We start from the raw sequence: 18,750 nt of genomic DNA, 5'->3' as shown, positions 1-18,750 counted from the left end.
CTCTCCCTGAAGAAAGAGAAATATACAAAAAAAATCCGCCCTTCGTTTCCAGGCGGATTATCCTCTAACCTGACAGTAAAGCTCGTAAATTTTGCAAAGCTTGCCGCTCCAGGCGAGAGACCTGAACCTGGGAAATGCCCAGAATCTCTGCCACCTGCATCTGGGTTTTATCTTCAAAAAAGCGCAAAATAAGAAGCTGCCGGTCCCGGGGTGGCAATTTATCTATTACTTCCTTAAGAGCCAGTTTCTCCAGCATTTTTTCTCCTGTACCCTCTTCAGTCAATCGGTCCTCCAGCAGAACCGGGTCACCATCATCCTGATACAAGGCTTCTTGCATGGAAACGGGAGCCTGCATGGCCTCCAGCGTAGCCAGCACTTCATCTGCTGCCATATCCAGAGCCCCTGCCAGCTCCTGGACCGTTGGTTCGCGGCCCAGTTCTTTCATTAAAGTCTCTCGCATTTTATGTACCTTCACTGCCCCCTCCTTAATTGAACGGGTCAGTTTTACCGGCTGATCATCCCGGAGATAGCGGCGAATTTCCCCTAAAACCATAGGTACAGCATAGGTGGAAAAACGCACATCAAAATCGGGATTAAAACGATCCACAGCCTTCATTAAACCTATGACACCGATTTGAAACAGGTCTTCCAGGTCATAACCCTTACCGGCAAAGCGCTGGACCAGATTAAATACCAGTCGCAGATTATGGTTGATCAGTTTTTCCCTGGCCTCCTGATCGCCCCTGACACTTTTTTGCAGCAAGTCTCTGGTCTCTTCCTCTGTTAATAGGGGATAATAGGGCAAATTCATATCTTTAAACAGGTTAGCCATGCCATCGCCCCCATCAGCTGGCCGGCTGATCTTCAGCGCCGCCGGTAAGTTTTTTAAACATAATCACAGTCGTGCCCTGACCGACAGCGGTCTCAACCAGTAAATTGTCCATAAAGGAGTTCATAAAAGTAAAGCCCAATCCCATCCGCTCCGGCATGCTGGAATAAGCTGGCTCCATGGCGCGGGCTAAATCTGCTATACCTTTACCCCTGTCTATGACCCGGATTTCTATCCCCTGATCATACAGGGTAGTTTCTAGCACTACTAATTGCCTGCCATCATTATCATAACCGTGGATTATAGCATTGGAAACTGCTTCTGAAACTGCCACCTTGATTTCATCAATATCTGCCAGAGTAAAATCCAGTTGAGCTGCTAGTGCTGCCACAGTCACCCGGGCAAGGGCTACATTTTCTGCCAGGGCAGGAAATTCAATTTTTAGCCAGTTCTTTTTCTCCACAGTGCGCTCCCCCTTACATTTGTGCCAGTTGTTCCAGTGAATCGTAGACAGGCATGATCCTCATTACCCCTGAGAGCTCTAAAATTCTTTTGACCGGAGGCCGGGGTGAACAAATGGACATCTTTAACCTGGTAGCTGACAGTTTTTTATAGCGTCCCAGAATCACCCCTAAACCCGAACTATCAATAAAGCTGACCGCTTCAAGATCCAGACACAAATCACAGCCTGGATGCTGTTCCAATAATTGGTCTACTCCTTGACGAAATGGCTCAGCCACAGACATATCCAGTTCTCCCTCCGGCCTAATCACCAGAGTATTCCCTATTTTTTTATGCAGCAGGCGCAAGGCTTGTCCTCCTCTCCCGTACATTTTTATTTAATAATATTCGTTGTCATTTTCAAAAATCCTGCCAAATAATTCCACTAATTTTGTCACTTGCTGTCGCTTATTAAAGTTCCGAAAAGAGCTTTACTGCCAGAGTTCGCGGCCAGCCTTTTCTTCTTTCCTGCAAATAACAGGATGTCAATGCTTCCGAAACTGGTAAAACCGAGCTAAAACAACAATCAGCATCAGCCAGCAGCTCTTCCCATTCCTGACGAGTTTTGCTGGCAAACAGCTCCACCAGGGTGATATATGCCGGGTGGTCCGCTGCTATAGGGACATTATAAAAATCCAGCAAGTCAGGCCTGGCCAGGCGCTCACAAAAACGCCGCCAGAAATGTCGTTCCAGTGCTGAAATGGCAACCTGACCATCATCTTTGGTCGCATAGATCCAGTTGTTCACCGTAGGACGAACATTTTTCTGCTCTGCTATAAGCCCCGACCACTCCAGCATTCCGGCTAAAATAGCAATATCAAGGAAAATTCCTTCCCCTGTTTTTTGCTGCTGATATAGTCCAGCCAGAACTGCAATCACGGCCCAGAGAGCACCACTTAAAGCACTTACTGGAAAATGAGGTCCGAACAGCAGGCCGCTCATCGCCTGGAAATTGAGATCATGAGCCCCCTGATTGCCATAGATGCTATTCTGACCAAAACCGGAAATCAGGCAACAAACCAAATCAGGCCGATATTTTTTCAATCCTTTATATTCAATGTTCAGCTTTTTGAGGCGCTCCGGACGAAAATTACAGAGCAAGACCTGAGCTTCTGAGACATAGTTAAAAAAAGATTGTCGTTGCTCAGGATCATTAAGGTCCAGAAAAACAGTTTCCTTGCCTTCGTTCAGGTTTCTGCCCAGATCTGTCCCCTGGAAATATTCCTGCCCGGCTGGCTCCACCACCCTGACCACCCGGGCTCCTAAGTCAGCCAGAATCCTGCCCGCATAGCGCCCCGGCAGGACTGCCGCCAGTTCAAGCACCGTAACCCCGTCAAGCATATTTTCCCCTCCCACCCTTGATTGTGAAAAATTGCACATTCCAAAAACTGATTCCTTTTTCATTTTGCTCCAATATCAATTATAGAACTGTTAACCAATAATTCCAAGGGGTTTTATGAAAAAAGCGGAGCATCCCTAGCCCCGCTTCTGTTTCAGAGTATCCAGCATTACAGCGCCCATGATAATAAAACCTTTAATAATATACTGATAGTTTGCTTCCACATTGAGAATGACCAGAACGTTATTGAGCAAGCCAATGATGAACGCTCCAATTACGGAGCCACCAACTGCCCCAGCCCCTCCGGCCAAACTAGTACCACCGATAACTACAGAAGCGATGGCATCCAGTTCCGCCATATTTCCGGCGGTCGGAACCCCGGCTGCCATGCGACTGGCCAGGACCAGGCCAGCCAGAGCTGCCAACCCCCCCATAATGACATAATCCCAGATCAGTAGTTTATCCACGTTTATCCCGGAAAGGCGGGTAGCCTGAACATTACCTCCATAAGCATAAAGATAACGGCCAAAGGTAGTTCTTTTCAGGACAAAGATCCCCAGAGCGGCCACAATGGCGAAAATAATAACCGGTAAAGGCAGGCCGCGGCTATTTAAAAGCACCCAGATGACAAATAAAGTGACCAATGCAGTAGCTATGCCATCCAGCCAATGTTTGTTCCTGATATTTCTAAACAGGATTAAACCACCAATAATGGCAGTCAAGACAACGGCTACCAGAGAAGGCAGCTGCCAGGTCGCCAGCATAGCAAAGGTATTGTTGACAGGAGCGATGGCACTACCTTTGGAGATAACCAGAGCCAGACCCCTGGCAATGGTCATACTGCCCAGCGTTACGATAAACGGAGGGAGTTTGAATTTGGTGATGAAAAAGCCATTCCAGAGACCAATCCCCAGACCCAGAGCCAGGGAAATTAATACAGAGGACCAGGTAGAAAAGTGGTAGGTTAACTGCAATTTGGCTACAACTACCCCGATAAGGGCCATAACCGACCCTACTCCCAGATCGATACCGCCAGTAAGAATGATCAGGGTCATACCCACAGCCAGTATGCCATTGACAACTACCTGTACCGCCAGATTCATAATATTTTCTGGCCGGGCAAAAGCACCATCAGTAATTACTGTTGAAATAATTCCCATTGCCAGTAGAACCAGCAAGATCGTGTATTTATGCAGATTCTTTTTCATTGCGTCTTCCTCCTGTTGCCAAGGCCATGATTTTTTCCTGAGTCACTTCTTCTTTTTCCAGAATGCCCGCCAGACTGCCATCAGCCATAACCGCTACCCGGTCACTCATACCAATGATTTCTGGCAATTCGGAAGAGATCATGATTATGCCTACTCCATTGGCAGCCAGACGGTTGATGATCTGATAGATCTCAGCCTTTGCCCCTACATCCACACCCCGGGTGGGTTCGTCCAAAATCAATATGCGGGGCTGGGTGGCCAGCATTTTGGCCAGTACCACTTTTTGTTGATTACCACCGCTAAGGTTGGCCACAGCCAGATCTTCATCAGCCGTTTTAATGCGCAATTCCTGAATGTAATTTTTGATTACAGTCCTTTCTCTTTCCTGGTTGATTATGCCCAGGGCGTTGCTCAACTGTTCTAAACAGGATAGAGTCAAATTTTCACCTACTGACATACCCAGGACCAGGCCGCTGACTTTTCTGTCCTCTGTCACCAGGGCTATCCCGTTATCCAGCGCTTGCCGTGGATTTTGAATGGTAAGTTTTTTACCATTGAGACGGATTTCTCCGGTCAATCTCTTCCCGTAAATTCCAAACAGGGCCAGGGCCAATTCTGTCCGACCAGAGCCCATCAAACCAGCTATACCAAGTACTTCCCCTTTTCTCACTTGCAGGGACAAAGTTTCTAATACCCCCGGCACCGTCAGGCTTTCGATTTCCAGAATCACTTCACCGGGTTTATTCTCCCGGCGTGGGTACAAATCAGTAAGGTCGCGACCAACCATCAAGCTGATAATTTTATCCCGACTCAGATCTGCTTTCATGCCTCCCCCTACTGATTCCCCGTCCCGTAAAACCTCCACCCGGTCTGCTATCACATCAATTTCATCCATCTTATGGGAAATATAGATAATCGCTTTATCCTGGCTTTTCAGCAGACGGATCAGGTTGAACAATTGCTCAACTTCACTATCAGTCAAGGCAGAAGTAGGTTCATCCATAATAATGATTTCGGCAGAAAAACTTAAGGCTTTGGCAATTTCAATCAGCTGTTGCTGGCCAATACTAAGGTTACCCACCAGTTCCTCCGGCTCCAGGGTTATCCCTACCCGTTCCAGCAGTTCCACAGTCAGTTGACGCATCTGTTGCCAGTCAATTAAGCCTGGTGCTGTTTTGGGCTCCCGTCCCAGAAAAATATTTTCCATAACACTTAAACCGGGGATAAGATTCAGTTCCTGATGGATAATGGAAACCCCGGCTTTAACTGCATCTCTGGTGCTGTTAAACTGGCAAATCTGGCCATTGATGACCAGCTCACCACTATAGCTACCATAAGGATAAACACCGCTGAGAATTTTCATTAAGGTGGATTTACCTGCCCCATTTTCCCCCATCAAAGCCAGTACTTCGCCCCGATAGGCAGTTAAATTAACTCCTTTCAGAACTTTCACTTTACCAAAACTTTTTTCGATCTGGCGCATTTCCAGGATTTTCTTCATTTTCTCACCACCTATTTTTCTCAAAAAAGACACCGCGGAAAGAAAGGCAGGCAGCCGGATTTTCTATCCGCGGTTCTTGGCCTTACAGATTGGGCCAGCGATATTTCATAGTATCGACATTATCCTTTTTAATAAGCTCAACAGGAGTCAGTTTCACAGGCACTTCAAAGTCACCGTTCTTAATTGTGGTATCACTGGCAGGAGTTTTCTTCTGAGCCAGTTCTACAGCAGCCAGGAAGGAGGCCTTCCCTAATTCATAGGGCTTTTTGTCCACATCAGCGGACAGCTCCCCGGCTTTAATCGCTTTACATGCGTCTTCATCAGCATCAGAACCGATAGTTACCACCTTGCCAGCCAGTCCTTTATTCTTCAAGGCCTGAACTGCACCCATAGCCATACCGGAGTTATTGGCCAGAATGCCTTGAATATTGTTATTGTACTGGGTCAGAGCAGTTTCTACAGTATTCATGGCCAGGTCCCGGGCCCAGCCTTTGTGAGCCTGATCCACTACGACTTTGATGTCGGGATACTTGGCCAGTACTTCCTTGTTACCGGCAGTAATGTCCCGGGCCACGCCATTGCCAGCTTCCCCTTCCAGGATGATAACATTCCCTTTACCACCCAGCTGTTCGGCCAGATACTGAGCCTGAATCCGACCAACCTGCCTGGAGTCAGCAGTTACATACAGGGCCACTTTGGCATTTTCCGGGAGACGGTCCATAGCCACTACAGGTACCCCGGCAGCCTCAGCCTTGGCTACCAGAGAAGCAGCAGCGCCAGTGTTAACAGCATGCAAAATCAAAACATCGATTCCCTGCGACAGCAAACTTTCGACATCAGATAATTGCTTTTCTTCCTTGTTATCTGCAGAAGTCCAGATGATTTCCGCATTGTTAGCAGCAGCATTGTCTTCCATGGCCTTTTTCATAAAGGTATAAACAGCTTCCTGCATGGTAGCGACAGAAACACCGATTTTAATTTTCTTCTTTTCTGGCTGGTTGTCCCCGCTGTTTCCAGCATTATTGGTATTACCACAACCGGCCAGGGCGCTGAAACCAATTAATAGTGCCAGCAGTAGAGCGATTCGCTTCATGAATTTGGACATCCAGGACCCTCCTTTTTTCTTCTGCTTGTTGTTGCCTGCCAGCCTAATATTAAGCAAGGAGCGTGCCAAAACAGAAAAAAGCCTGTCCCAGCGGCTTTTTTGTTCAGGGACAGGCTTTTTAACACACTTCATTTTAGTGTGTCAGACTGTTCAGCCTCAGTGTGTAATACTTTTGTTTCCCACAAGCGAAAAAACGGCCAATAAATCAATGCTGCCAGTAACAAATCCACTGCTTGTAACACAGTACCGCTAATATGCCCATTGCTCAAATACCCGCTGAATAAGACCGGTACAGTAAAAGGCAATTGATACAAAGGCCTGGCTACCCAGCCCCAGGCCATGGCCCAGTAATTCACAGTTACAATCATCGCTGGGGCCAGGATAAAAGGAATAATCATTACCGGGTTTAATGCCAACGGCACCCCAAAAGTTATCGGCTCATTGATATTGAACAGGGCCGGTAATAAGGCAACCCGTCCTACCTGACGTAAGGTCTTGCTTTTGCTTTTCAGCAAATATATTACCAGAGGCATCGTCGCCCCTGAACCACCCAGGTGGGCAAAAATATGATAGAAAGGCTCAGTTACAATATGTGGCAATACAGTGCCTGGCTGTGCCAGAGACCAGCTAAAATTCTCACTGAGATTGGCTGCCCAGAGGGGATAGGCAATGGCCGAAACCAGGTTCATACCGTGCAGGCCAACACTCCAGAGCAACATCATCACCAGAATCTGCAGTAAAGCAGACCAGTAAGTATCTGAGGCCCTAACCAGAGGGGTAATCAACTGACGCACAGCCGCTGACCAGGTTAAATCAGCCTGTCCTAATCCAACAGCCAGCAGCAACCTGCTTAACCAGATCAGGGTTAAAACAAATCCAGCCGGCAACAAAATGGCCAGGGTGCGGGCTATCCCGGCCGGAACCCCTTTGGGCAAACGCAGTAACCAGCCTTTTTGCTGAAACCAGCGAAATATTTCCACAGTCAAAATGGCACAGAGCACTGCAAACAGTAAACCCTGCGGACCAAGTTCAGTGAGCCAGTTCTCTACGGTAGCAACCACTGGCCGAGCTGGAAAACTGCCTGCCACAAAAACCGCTGTCGCTGTCAGGGCAATCCTCTCTCGGTCCAGACGATAATAGGCTGCTAAAGCGTTGGCCGTCCCCCAGGCAATCCAGAGACTGAGCAGACCGAACGTGGCATTGAAAATAACCAGTAGAGTAGTATTGAGCTGAAACCACTGCCGCGGCAGCCAGGCCGCCGGCAGGGGAGGATTGGCCAGCAGGAGAAAGAAAGAGCCCAGTAAAATCATGGGTAAACCGTAACCAATAAAAGCATCACGCACAGCCTGTAAATAGCGATTTTCCGCCAGTTTCACGGCAAAGGGCAGAAATTTTAGTTCCAGCCAGTTAACCATAGCCTATTCCTCGCTCTTCTGCTGCTGGATTAAGGATAAAGCCAAATCCAGGGCCGCTTTACCATCAGCCATAGCATAAGCTAGCGGGGGTATGACGGCCAGGGGCTTTCCCTTATCTGCCCAGGTTTTTTGCAGATAACCTACCTGTGGACCCAGCAGGATAACATCCGTCCTCTCCCAGTAGTCATGGATTTCATTACTGCCGATATAGTCGATTTTAGCAGTAAGTTTGCGCAGTTCAGCCTCAGTCTGCATGGCTTCCACCAGTAAGCTGGTTGACATACCAAAACTGCATACCAGTAAGATACGGACTGGTTTCATTTATTTTTCCTCCTTCTGCCGCAGGGCCTGTTCCAGCAAATGCAGCAAATTGGCTTTTTCCCTGGCCGTCAGCTTAACATCAAATTCAGCCAGTACCGGCTGAAACAACTGCAGAAACGGATGTTCCATCTGACTTCCCGAAACCTCGTCTTCTTGCAGGTTCAATCTGTTCTGGATTTTCCTTTCCAGCATGCAAACAATGTGCATTATCAAACCTACCCAGTTACCATCAGGTAACTGCCGCCCCATCTCCCGCTCATAGCGAGACAGGCAGTCAATGACCAGAGGTAAGGCCCGTAAGGGGTTAATAAAGCGTAAGTGCTTGGCCAGAGTCTCTTCCATTTTAGCCAGCAATTGCTGACGATCCTGAGAGTCTGCCTCCAGCCAGTTTAACTGCTCTCCGCCGTTGATTAACCAGCGCAACTGACTTAAACCTGCTGCTGTAAGAATGCGATCAATGGAAATAAAGGGCACCTGCAGTTCTGGCAGGGGAAAACTGCCTACCACAGCCAGAATCTGTTTACCCGCAGGAACCTGCAGATTATGAGGTCCTACCGGTAGCAAGTTGATATTTCTTTCCGCCAGTTCAGGCAACTTTTCTTCCAGTAAAGCCTTGATTTTAAGAGCACTGCCTTCACCAGTAGAACAGGTTACCAGAATCACCCCTTCCAATCTCTTATGTCCACTACCGGAAACAACAATTTTATTTGTCTGTCTCCCAGGCTGTTCTCTTTTGCGCAATCTGGCTGCCAGAGTGCGGGCAGTAAGCTTTTCCTTTTGTACCAGACGCAAAGCCTGCATGACCAGCATCGTATTTACTCCCTCTACTACTTCAGTAACTATACCGGTCCGCTCACTGATAATCTCTCCAAAAGCCAGAAAGGATCCCATATCTACCAGGAGTACCACTCCCAGGCCCTGGTCTGCTTTACGCACCAGTTCTGTCGCCTGTTCCAGGGCCTCTTCCGGACTCATGGTTAAAGGCATATCCAGGGTCAGAATTTCCTGAAATCCCAGCAATTCCGCTGCAACCTCTGCCATGCTGCTGGCTGTAGCCCGGCCATGACAGAGTACCACAATTCCAGGTTGCCCGCTCTGATTTTTTTCCTCCTGTTTACGTTCCGAAGCTAAAAATAGCGCCACCAGAGCGGCTTCTTCGTCTGGAAATTTTAATCCCATTTCCTGTTCCAGGGCAGCAATAATCTGTTCCGCTGCCTTCAACTCATCTGGATACTCTTCCACCCAGGTACCAATAGGTGTCCTGGGCATGGATTTGCCATTCTTTATATGTTCTATGGTTGTAGTCAAATGCATGGCTATTCCATAATAAACCCGGGCTGGCAAGGTGCGTCCTAAGGCCAGTTCCGCTTCGGCAACCAGAAAGGATATTTTTTCAAGATACTGGGATGGGATAATCTGATCAATCTTTTCCGGCAAACCGGCCAGTAAGCGCTGAAAATATCTTTCGATATCATTATACAGGATCTGTTGAATTTCCTGTTCTGACAGTTTACGGGCAGCCAGGCTTTTTACCCTTTTACTGATCAACTGGTAAAAATCCGGTTCCTGAATTGGTTCAGCCGGCAATACTCGGCCCTTTTGCCTGGACTCAGGCTCAAAAATCCAGGCAGGCTGGGCCAGTAACAAACTGCGCAGTTGTCTTCCCTGCTCACTTTTTTCCGCTAAACTTTGTCGTACAGTCACCGGCAAATCACCAATCTCCACTTTAACCCGCTCTTCCCCATCTGTGACGAAATGCAAAAAAGCCTTGGCACAGGCCAGCTGAATGTCGCTTTTTAATTGTCCGATATTTCCCCGGGGTTCATATAAAGCAAGGGCCATAACGGCTTCCTCGGTAATTTCCAGGGTCTGTCGCATCCTTCGGGCCTCGTCCTCAAGAAAGCTGCGAATCAGTGATAATCTTTCTTCCCTGGTTCTTTCCCCCAGTGGTGGCAACTCAATCAACATAGGAATCCGGCGGCAAAAAGTGGACAGTAGCTGGGACTGGGGATTTTCAGTGGTAGCCCCTAATAATAAAACCCTGGCTTCCCTGTACTCCCCCGTTTCCCCCAGCGGCCGATAGCGTCCCTTGTCCAGCAGATAGAACAGCATTTCCTGCCCTTCTGCCGGCAAGCGATGGATTTCATCAAGGAACAGAATCCCGCCGTGAGCTTTGGCTACCAGTCCTTCCTGATCCCTCTCCGCCCCGGTGTAGGCTCCTTTCTTCACCCCAAAAAGTACCCCCAGCAGTAGCTGAGGATTATGGGCATAATCAGCGCAATTAAAGGAAACAAAAGGCGCGGTGGGTGGTAATACTCCTTTTTCCAGGGCGAACCGGTACATTGTCTCAGCAAACTGGGTTTTACCCACACCGGTAGGCCCAATCAGAAGACAGTGTAGCCCCTGCGGGGGATACAAAATGGCAGCTTTAGCCTGCAAGACAGCCTGTTCCAGGCTTTGTTCCGCTCCGATCAATCTCTGGAAAGCATCGGTTGCACCCATCCTATTCTTTTGCTGTTCTGAAGCTGCCAGATAAAAATACCTGACTGGTCTGCCACTGCTTTTACCCAGTATGCCTTTTCTTACCGCCTCATTTAATTCCCGGCTGACATTGGCCCGCTCTAAACCCAGTGCTCCAGCAATTTCACCTGCACTTAGGCCCTGAGGAAATTGGCCAATCATCTCTTTCAGGTAATTCAAGATTAATTCCTGGCGTTTCATACTCCACACCTTTTCCTTTTTACTCTTAAAAATATTATAAGGGTTTTGCTGATTGACCACAACAAAACCCTTTTAAACCCAGTATTTATCTTATTTAATTCCTGTGGCTTTTTGCCAGATGGCACCAAAATGCTGATTTAAGGTAGCTGCCTCTACTTCCCTCGCAGCCACCAAATCCACAATTTTTACTGGTTGACCTTCAAACATTATGATTAGTTTACCAATTTTCTGCCCCTTCTTAATCGGAGCCTGAACTCGAGCAGGAATTTCTACCTTATAGGTTACTTTTTTCTCCTGGCCTTTTTCCACCACCATTACTACCGGTTCCTGGCTTACAGCTTTTACCTGTTTGACCTGGCCTTTACTTACCGGGATAACACCCTGAACCTGCCCAGCCTGACTGATATTAACGGCCTTATATCGGGCAAACCCATAATTATACAGCTTGATAGATTCCCGGAAATGGCTGCGAGGCTCGGGGGTTGCCATCACCACTGCAATCAGGCGCAAGCCATCCCGCTGGGCCGAAGAAGCCAGGCAGTATTTGGCTTCAGTGGTCCAGCCCGTTTTGCCTGTATCAGCACCATTATACCACCAGAGCAGCTTATTGGTATTATATAACTTAAATTCACCACCCCGGAGGTCATATTCCTTAATAGAGGTCAATTCCCGGAAGAGGGGATGTTTCATCCCTTCCCGGAGGATCATAGCCAGGTCATAAGCAGAAGCGACATGACCTTCAGCAGGCAAACCATAAGCATTGACAAACTTACTGTCCTTCAGACCCAGATCCTTAAGCTTCTGGTTCATCATTTCCACAAAAGCCTCATGGGAACCGGCAACATGCTCCGCCACTGCTACACAGGCATCATTGGCAGAACCAACAGCTATCGAAATCAGCAGGTCTTTTAGTGTCATTTCTTCCCCGGGTTCAAGATAGATCTGGGATCCACCCATGCCGGCAGCATTTTCGCTTGCCTTAATCCGGTCTTCCAGTTTTACTTTGCCCTGTTCCACAGCCTCTACAGCCACCAGCAAAGTCATGATTTTAGTTACACTGGCCGGCGGCAAGGCCTGATGCATATTTTTTTCATAGAGAATCTGTCCACTATTAGCTTCCATCAAAACGGCTGATTGTGCTGTAGTCTCCAGTTGAACCACCGGCTGTGCAGGCTGCTGACCAGTTTTTATCTTTGCAGCACCGGCTGCAGCCGGAAAAAGCAGTGTAAATGCTGTTATCCAGATAATCATTTTCTTCCACATAAAAAGAACCCCCTTTGCCACATGCTTGTACAACATTATTATGTGGCAGAAAGGGGGAAATATACCTTAGATTTTAACGAATTCTGGCATTAGGTACATCATGACCAGTTAGTTCTTTATAGGATTTTTGCAGAAGCTGTACTGCATAAACAGGGTTGTGAATCCCATAAGATCCTTCATCCTCAATAAAGAAGATATTGAAAAGAGCATTATAGATTTCTTTTGCTGCAGGGTTAGTCCAGTAAGGTTTGGTTGTATCCACTACCCATTTGTTATTTTCAAACTTATGTGTTAAAGAGTCAGTATGCTTCATATCAGTGTAGATAATGATTTGACCACCGGTACTGACAGCATGGGCTTCAGGATAACCCAGTTTCTCATTAATAGCTTCTTCCAGCACAGCGATCAAACCTTTGATTTCATCCTGAATCCCTTCGATTTTCCTGTCCCCGTCATAATCGCCCAGAGCCTGACGGTTAATAGTATTCAGGCCCGGATGACAGGCAGTACAGGCATTAAGATTTGATTTAATCAATTTACCGCTGGCATCTCTGGCTGCAACCTTAAATGTGTGACCACCCAGACCAGGTACATTGCTTTTTGCCATATGGCAGGTGACACAGGCATTAGGTATAGCAGCATGCGGGGAAGATTGATATTTTTCACCTGTTACTTCTGCTCCACCAAAACCTAGCAGCAATTCACTCTGGGCAGCGGCGTGAGGTCCACGGATGGCTACCCCAGGTGCATTCAAGTCCCTGGGGAAAGATGGAGCCTTGCGATAATCATGGCAGACAAAACAGGCGGCCGCTTTACCGGCATTAACCATCATAAATGGTTTATCAGCACCGGGTTGTCCTGGAACTGCCACAGTTTGCAATCCCACCATACCAGTAATCCGCAGCCCCTTGTTGTCATGGCAGGCATCACAAGCTGCTACCGCTTTGGCATTGGGATAAGGACCATAAGGTTTCAAGGTGATGCTGGCATTACCATATACCGCTTCAAAAGTAGCTGGATTGCTTTTTACATCAGTAATATAGGCTTTAAATCCTTCAGTAGTGTGGCACTTGGCACAGTTATAAGTCCCACCCCGGTTATTGGGCCAAATTGATTTATCGGGCCCTTCCTCTACCAGCTGGCTGTGCTTGCTGCTTGCCCAGGCCTGATAGTTGAAAGCTACCGGATCAAAAGCTGGTTTGGGCGGCGGTGTCGGTTTGATTGGTTGCGGTTTAGCTGGTTGTGGTTTAGCTGCAGTTTGTTTTACTGGTTGTTTTTTGCTTGATTTTTTGGTTGATTTTTTAGTTGTAGAGGTTGTTTTAGTTACTGTTGTCCTGGTTGTTGTAGTCTTTGTACTTTGCAAGAAAGAGAAACTTCTTCCAGCGCTCAGGAATTTCTTACCTGTCTCGTTCAATTGTGGTATATTTGTTGTATGACAGGTAGTACAGCTTTTTGGCAAACTGCTGGGTACTTTGCTCAGATAGGCAGTACTGGCCCAACCTGTACCGCTGCCTACTGCAAACGCAACTAACAGAGCAAATCCCATTATGCCTGCCTTTCTGTTTTTGAACATTTCGCTCCCTCCTCTACTGTTTTGAATTTTTGTCAACCTTTCGACAAAATTACACCTCTTTACTTCACCTCCTCTAATTTACTTTATACGACATTTTTTTCACAATTCCTGCTTAAAAAAAACAGACCGGTAAAACCGGCCTGGTTCATTCCTGCATTTGCTTCAACAAATTGGCCATTTCAATAGCAGTAACCGCAGCCTCATACCCCTTGTTTCCAGCTTTGGTGCCTGCCCGTTCAATGGCCTGTTCAATGGTATCAGTGGTCAGGACACCGAAAATCACAGGTTTGCCGGTATCCAGTCCCACTTTGGCCACCCCTTTGGCCACTTCAGCCGCTACATAATCAAAATGGGGAGTAGAACCGCGAATAACCGCCCCCAGACAGATGACTGCATCATATTGGCCACAGGCCGCCAGTTTTTGGGCTACCAGGGGAATCTCAAATGCTCCCGGCACCCAGGCTACTGTTACTTCTTCTTCTTTACCGCCATGGCGTTTAATGGCATCTAAAGCCCCGCCCAGCAGTTTGTTGGTGATGAACTCATTAAAGCGGCCTACTACAATGGCAAATTTAAGGTCCTGGGCCAGCAATTTACCTTCCAATAACTGATATGCCATGTTCTTGCTCCTTTCAAAAATTATTTAGAAGGACAACATGTGCCCTAATTTGGACTTTTTAGTGCTAAGGTAGCGCTCATTATAGTCACAGGGCTCGATCTCAATGGGCACCCTTTCTACAATCTCCAGACCATAACCCTCCAGGCCTTTGATTTTCCGGGGGTTATTGGTCATCAGGCGGATTTGCTTTAAACCCAGATCAGCCAGAATCTGAGCCCCTATACCATAATCCCGCAAATCAGCCGGAAAACCCAGGGCCTCATTGGCCTCAACGGTATCTGCCCCCTGTTCCTGTAATTTATAGGCCAGGATTTTGTTTTTCAAGCCAATGCCCCGCCCTTCCTGGCGCATATAGAGCAGCACGCCGCGGCCTTCCCGCTCAATCATGCGCATAGCTGCTGCCAGCTGGTCGCCGCAATCGCAACGGGCAGAGCCAAATACATCTCCTGTCAGGCATTCGGAATGAACCCTTACCAGCACCGGGCCAGGTGCGGTCAGGTCTCCTTTATGAATAGCCAGATGGGTCTGGCCATCAATCAAACTTTCATAGGCAGTGGCCTGGAATTCCCCAAAGCGGTTGGGCAATCTGATGGTCTCCACTCGCTGAATCAGCTTTTCCGTTTTACGACGATACTGAATCAGGTCAGCGATGGTGATTATTTTCAAACCATGTTCCCGGGCAAATTCCAGCAGCTCCGGCACCCGGGCCATAGTCCCGTCTTCTTTCATAATCTCACATATTACCCCTGCGGGATAAAGACCGGCCAGTCGGGCCAGGTCCACAGCAGCCTCGGTATGGCCCGCCCGCCGCAACACGCCACCTTCCCGATAGCGCAAGGGGAAAATATGACCGGGTCGCCGCAAATCCGCCGGTTTAGTGGCTGGATCCAGCAGGGCCTGAATAGTGCGAGCCCGTTCATGGGCGGAAATCCCGGTAGTAGTATCCTTAAAATCCACCGAAACGGTAAAGGCCGTGCCATGGGGGTCAGTGTTATGGGTAACCATAGGGGGCAAATCCAGTTCATCCAGCCGCTTGCCTTCCATCGGAACACAAATCAATCCCTTGCCATAAGTAGCCATGAAGTTAATGGCTTCCGGGGTGGCCTTTTCCGCCGCCATCAGCAGATCTCCTTCATTTTCCCGGTCTTCATCATCCACTACTATTATCATTTTTCCTGCCCGAATGTCAGCAATAGCTTCTTCAATACTGTGAAACTGTTTTTCCATTTTCCTCATCCCTTTCCCCTTCTATTCCAGGAAACCGTGCTGCGCCAAAAATTCCATACTTAACTGAGACTGCCGTTTTTCAGATGTCGGTGGAAATTTTAACAGGCGTTCAATATATTTACCAATGATGTCCCCTTCCAAATTGACCCGGTCGCCTACCTTTTTGAAGCCTAGAGTGGTGCGTTTAACTGTTTCCGGAATCAGGGATACTTGAAAACCATTATCTATCAAACTGACAACAGTCAGACTAATGCCATCTACTGCAATGGAGCCTTTTTCAATAGTATAGCGCAAAACCCCTGCAGGTGCGCTGATAGTGGTTAAGAGAGCGATATCCACCCGCTCCTGAGCGATAATGGTGCCTACACCATCCACATGGCCACTGACCAGATGGCCACCCAGGCGGGTATTTAAAGTCAGGGCCCGCTCCAGGTTAACCCGGCTGCCTGGTCCCAGTTCCCCCAGATTAGTGCGGTCCAGAGTTTCAGCCATCACATCAGCCATAAACCAGTCAGGTCCCAGTTCCGTTACAGTCAGGCAAGTCCCATTGACTGCAATGGAATCTCCCAGTCGGGTCCCTTCCAGAACCGTACGGGCTGCAATTTTTATCCTGGCCGAGCGGGCTCCTCTGTTAAGAGCCCTTACCTCTCCCAGCTCCTCTACAATCCCTGTAAACAATCTTATTTCACCTCCCGGGCGGGATAGCCAATGTAAAGGAAATCCGGCCCGATTTGTCGCCATTCTCCATGCTGCATGGTAATGGCTGCTGCCATGCGCTCAATCCCCGCACCTTGCAAAGGAGTTGGAGCCATTAACCCACCTGCCAGTTTAGGAGCAATAAAGGCATAGACCTTTTGAATCAGCCCTGCCGCCAGCATGGACCAGGCCAATTCACCGCCACTTTCCAGGAGCAAATTTACCAGCCCCCGCCGGGCCAGCTCCTGCAGCAAAGCGGTTAAATCAACCCGCCCGGCCTGTTCGGGCAGCACCAGGACCTCTACCCCGTCAGCCTGCATTTGCTGCCTCCAGGTAACAGAACTCTGTTCTGTGGTTGCAATCAGGGTAGGAGCAGCTGAGATTTGCGCCAGCCGGACGACCTGGGCCCCCGGAGGTGTGCGTCCGTGGCTGTCCACCACAATTCTAACTGCATCCCTGCCGCCCTCCGGTAAGCGGGTAGTAAGGGCAGGATCATCGGCCAGCACCGTCCCGCTGCCTACCAGAATACCATCTACCTCATTCCTGAGCTGATGTACCAGCAAACGGGACTGTTCACTGCTAATCCAGCGACTGTCCCCGGTGCGGGTAGCGGTTTTACCATCCAGAGTCATCGCATACTTCCAGATCACGAAAGGCATTTTCCGGCTAATATAGTATAACCAGCCCTCATTAAGCTTCCGGGCCTCTTTCTCCAGCAGACCTACTTCCACCTGAATACCCGCTTCCCTTAACCGGGCCAATCCCCGCCCGGCTACCAGGGGATTGGGGTCAGTCATGGCCGCAACTACTCTCCTCACTCCTGCAGCAATCAGGGCATCAGCACAGGGAGGAGTACGGCCATAATGGGAGCAGGGTTCCAGGGTTACATAGACATCGGCCCCAGCCGCCCGTTCCCCTGCTTCCCGCAGGGCATGCACTTCTGCATGGGGTGTGCCGGCCTTCTGATGATAACCCTCTCCGATGATTTCCCCATCCTTGACAATCACACAGCCCACCAGCGGGTTAGGACTGGTACGACCTCTGGCTCTCCCTGCCAGTTCTAAAGCCAATCGCATATATTCTTCATCGCGCATCCTCATCACCACTTCGGCCCACAAATAAAAAACCCCGGAGCGCTCCCGGGGCAAAAGGGCAAACTAAATAGTCAGCCAGTGCAGTAACTACTGGCTGTTTTGCTCGCCCTCCTTCTCCCATCCAGACTGTCACTGTCGGCTCCGGACTTGCCTTCTGGCGCACCGGATCTGCCGGCTGAGCCGGCTCGCGGGCTCGCAGCTTATGCTGCCTACCGCCGGTAAGGAATTTCACCTATCCCCGAAGGAGTTTACAATGATTATACCCTCTACAACAAAAGATTGTCAAGGGAATGGAGGAAATCCCTGGCTTTTTAAAGTCGCCAGTATTTTTTCTGGATCTGCCAGGCATCATCGATGCGCAAACGCTGGGTAGGCCGCACGGGAGCATAAGGAGGAGCCGCCGGGTCGGTGACAGCCACCGGTAACTCCCCCCAGACGGCCACTGTAGCAGCCACAGCGTGGCCAACTGTAGCCGGATCATAACCTCCCTCCAGCGCAGCCACCAGAGGCCAGGGCTTGATCATTTTCGCCAGCTGTCCAAATCCTTCACTGGTCAAGGCCAGACTGGAAAGGGGGTCAGCAAAATGGGCATCATATCCTGCCGCCACCAGCAGAAGCTGGGGCTGGAATTGCTCTAACACCGGCAAAATAATTTTATGCATGGCATAGTAGTAGCCCGTATCCCCTGTATCTTTCGGCAGAGGAATATTGATGTTAAAGCCTTTCCCCCGTTCGTCGCCTGTTTCTGTTGCCCAGCCAGTATAGGGATATAAGCCATCCTGGTGCAAAGAAATGTATAGCACTTCCGAATCAGAGTAAAAAAACGACTGTAAACCATTGCCATGATGAGCATCCCAGTCTAAAATGGCAATACGGTTTAGCCCATACTCCTGCCGGGCATAGTTGGCCCCTATGGCCAGGTTGTTAAGGACACAAAAGCCCCCTCCCCGCAAAGCGGCAGCATGGTGTCCCGGCGGCCGCACCAGAGCCAGCGCACGGTGATAGACACCCTTCATGACTGCATCGATCCCGTCCAGCACCGCACCCACTGCCCGCAGAGCAACATCATAAGTATCCCGGTCAACAACAGTATCTTCTGCCCAGACGCCTCCGCCAGCGGCACAGAATGCCTGCAATGCTTCCAGGTATTCATGGGGATGAGCCAGCAACACCTCACTCCGACTGGCCTGACGGGGCCGCCTGCGGGGTACTTTTTCCCACAATCCGTACTCCTTCAGCTCCCCGACAATAGCCTGCAAGCGGCTACCATGTTCCAGGGAATCGGTCTCGTGTTTCAGAAAAATCTCATCATAAAGCAAGAGTAGGGGTTCTGTCATT

Annotated in this window: 17 protein-coding genes and 1 riboswitch; all 17 genes read right to left on the bottom strand. The window is 49.0% G+C overall.

What is annotated here, in order from left to right; all coding sequences use genetic code 11:
* Window positions 1–64 precede the first annotated feature (64 nt).
* Window positions 65–832, bottom strand: coding sequence for a SigF/SigG family RNA polymerase sporulation sigma factor (locus tag CTH_RS05840; RefSeq protein WP_078664803.1), 768 nt, complete (start codon window positions 830–832; stop codon window positions 65–67).
* A 13-nt stretch (window positions 833–845) separates the two neighbouring features.
* Complete coding sequence (gene spoIIAB, locus CTH_RS05835) at window positions 846–1,292, bottom strand: anti-sigma F factor (RefSeq protein ID WP_078664804.1); 447 nt, start codon at window positions 1,290–1,292, stop codon at window positions 846–848.
* A 13-nt stretch (window positions 1,293–1,305) separates the two neighbouring features.
* Entirely contained in the window at window positions 1,306–1,638 is a 333-nt protein-coding gene (locus CTH_RS05830) for an STAS domain-containing protein (RefSeq protein ID WP_242946609.1), read from the bottom strand.
* 103 nt (window positions 1,639–1,741) lie between these two features.
* Window positions 1,742–2,671 carry a CoA transferase gene (locus CTH_RS05825; protein ID WP_159071852.1) on the bottom strand — a complete coding sequence of 310 codons (930 nt, stop codon included), beginning with the start codon at window positions 2,669–2,671 and terminating at the stop codon, window positions 1,742–1,744.
* Window positions 2,672–2,806: 135 nt separating this feature from the next.
* Entirely contained in the window at window positions 2,807–3,877 is a 1,071-nt protein-coding gene (locus tag CTH_RS05820) for a sugar ABC transporter permease (RefSeq protein ID WP_078664807.1), read from the bottom strand.
* Entirely contained in the window at window positions 3,858–5,378 is a 1,521-nt protein-coding gene (locus CTH_RS05815) for a sugar ABC transporter ATP-binding protein (RefSeq protein ID WP_079906633.1), read from the bottom strand. Before CTH_RS05815 ends, CTH_RS05820 begins: the two co-directional genes overlap by 20 nt.
* An 82-nt stretch (window positions 5,379–5,460) precedes the next feature.
* Complete coding sequence (locus CTH_RS05810) at window positions 5,461–6,483, bottom strand: sugar ABC transporter substrate-binding protein (protein WP_159071851.1); 1,023 nt, start codon at window positions 6,481–6,483, stop codon at window positions 5,461–5,463.
* Window positions 6,484–6,611: 128 nt separating this feature from the next.
* Window positions 6,612–7,898: a PTS sugar transporter subunit IIC gene (locus CTH_RS05805; RefSeq protein WP_078664810.1), complete on the bottom strand. Its 1,287-nt coding sequence runs from the start codon at window positions 7,896–7,898 to the stop codon at window positions 6,612–6,614.
* A 3-nt stretch (window positions 7,899–7,901) separates the two neighbouring features.
* Window positions 7,902–8,219: a PTS sugar transporter subunit IIB gene (locus CTH_RS05800; RefSeq protein WP_078664811.1), complete on the bottom strand. Its 318-nt coding sequence runs from the start codon at window positions 8,217–8,219 to the stop codon at window positions 7,902–7,904.
* Window positions 8,220–10,940 carry a sigma-54-dependent transcriptional regulator gene (locus CTH_RS05795; RefSeq protein ID WP_143311784.1) on the bottom strand — a complete coding sequence of 907 codons (2,721 nt, stop codon included), beginning with the start codon at window positions 10,938–10,940 and terminating at the stop codon, window positions 8,220–8,222.
* A 90-nt stretch (window positions 10,941–11,030) separates the two neighbouring features.
* Window positions 11,031–12,203 carry a D-alanyl-D-alanine carboxypeptidase family protein gene (locus tag CTH_RS05790; RefSeq protein ID WP_278307751.1) on the bottom strand — a complete coding sequence of 391 codons (1,173 nt, stop codon included), beginning with the start codon at window positions 12,201–12,203 and terminating at the stop codon, window positions 11,031–11,033.
* A gap of 73 nt (window positions 12,204–12,276) precedes the next feature.
* The gene (locus CTH_RS05785; protein ID WP_078664814.1) at window positions 12,277–13,776 is read right to left on the bottom strand and encodes a hypothetical protein; all 1,500 of its coding nucleotides are present in this window, start codon (window positions 13,774–13,776) and stop codon (window positions 12,277–12,279) included.
* Between the two features lie 145 nt (window positions 13,777–13,921).
* Entirely contained in the window at window positions 13,922–14,395 is a 474-nt protein-coding gene (gene ribH / locus CTH_RS05780) for a 6,7-dimethyl-8-ribityllumazine synthase (protein WP_078664815.1), read from the bottom strand.
* A gap of 24 nt (window positions 14,396–14,419) precedes the next feature.
* Complete coding sequence (locus CTH_RS05775) at window positions 14,420–15,622, bottom strand: bifunctional 3,4-dihydroxy-2-butanone-4-phosphate synthase/GTP cyclohydrolase II (protein WP_078664873.1); 1,203 nt, start codon at window positions 15,620–15,622, stop codon at window positions 14,420–14,422.
* 21 nt (window positions 15,623–15,643) lie between these two features.
* Entirely contained in the window at window positions 15,644–16,300 is a 657-nt protein-coding gene (locus CTH_RS05770; protein ID WP_078664816.1) for a riboflavin synthase, read from the bottom strand.
* Window positions 16,301–16,302: 2 nt separating this feature from the next.
* Window positions 16,303–17,412 carry a bifunctional diaminohydroxyphosphoribosylaminopyrimidine deaminase/5-amino-6-(5-phosphoribosylamino)uracil reductase RibD gene (gene ribD / locus CTH_RS05765; RefSeq protein ID WP_078664817.1) on the bottom strand — a complete coding sequence of 370 codons (1,110 nt, stop codon included), beginning with the start codon at window positions 17,410–17,412 and terminating at the stop codon, window positions 16,303–16,305.
* Between the two features lie 105 nt (window positions 17,413–17,517).
* A riboswitch (FMN riboswitch) is annotated at window positions 17,518–17,662 on the bottom strand.
* 61 nt (window positions 17,663–17,723) lie between these two features.
* Entirely contained in the window at window positions 17,724–18,749 is a 1,026-nt protein-coding gene (locus tag CTH_RS05760) for a histone deacetylase family protein (RefSeq protein WP_079906627.1), read from the bottom strand.
* Between the last annotated feature and the right edge of the window lies 1 nt (window position 18,750).

This window comes from Carboxydocella thermautotrophica (assembly GCA_003054495.1).
Classification (GTDB): Bacteria; Bacillota.
Note: the sequence above shows the minus strand (reverse complement) of the source record. Positions and strands in the feature narration are given on the sequence as shown.

What these genes read in the sequence shown, in the direction of transcription:
- CTH_RS05840 (WP_078664803.1), bottom strand. Translation starts at nt 832, where the DNA reads ATGGCTAACCTGTTTAAAGATATGAATTTGCCCTATTATCCCCTATTA.
- CTH_RS05825 (WP_159071852.1), bottom strand. Translation starts at nt 2,671, where the DNA reads ATGCTTGACGGGGTTACGGTGCTTGAACTGGCGGCAGTCCTGCCGGGG.
- CTH_RS05820 (WP_078664807.1), bottom strand. Translation starts at nt 3,877, where the DNA reads ATGAAAAAGAATCTGCATAAATACACGATCTTGCTGGTTCTACTGGCA.
- CTH_RS05815 (WP_079906633.1), bottom strand. Translation starts at nt 5,378, where the DNA reads ATGAAGAAAATCCTGGAAATGCGCCAGATCGAAAAAAGTTTTGGTAAA.
- CTH_RS05810 (WP_159071851.1), bottom strand. Translation starts at nt 6,483, where the DNA reads ATGTCCAAATTCATGAAGCGAATCGCTCTACTGCTGGCACTATTAATT.
- CTH_RS05805 (WP_078664810.1), bottom strand. Translation starts at nt 7,898, where the DNA reads ATGGTTAACTGGCTGGAACTAAAATTTCTGCCCTTTGCCGTGAAACTG.
- CTH_RS05800 (WP_078664811.1), bottom strand. Translation starts at nt 8,219, where the DNA reads ATGAAACCAGTCCGTATCTTACTGGTATGCAGTTTTGGTATGTCAACC.
- CTH_RS05795 (WP_143311784.1), bottom strand. Translation starts at nt 10,940, where the DNA reads ATGAAACGCCAGGAATTAATCTTGAATTACCTGAAAGAGATGATTGGC.
- CTH_RS05790 (WP_278307751.1), bottom strand. Translation starts at nt 12,203, where the DNA reads ATGTGGAAGAAAATGATTATCTGGATAACAGCATTTACACTGCTTTTT.
- CTH_RS05785 (WP_078664814.1), bottom strand. Translation starts at nt 13,776, where the DNA reads ATGTTCAAAAACAGAAAGGCAGGCATAATGGGATTTGCTCTGTTAGTT.
- ribH (WP_078664815.1), bottom strand. Translation starts at nt 14,395, where the DNA reads ATGGCATATCAGTTATTGGAAGGTAAATTGCTGGCCCAGGACCTTAAA.
- CTH_RS05775 (WP_078664873.1), bottom strand. Translation starts at nt 15,622, where the DNA reads ATGGAAAAACAGTTTCACAGTATTGAAGAAGCTATTGCTGACATTCGG.
- ribD (WP_078664817.1), bottom strand. Translation starts at nt 17,412, where the DNA reads ATGCGCGATGAAGAATATATGCGATTGGCTTTAGAACTGGCAGGGAGA.
- CTH_RS05760 (WP_079906627.1), bottom strand. Translation starts at nt 18,749, where the DNA reads ATGACAGAACCCCTACTCTTGCTTTATGATGAGATTTTTCTGAAACAC.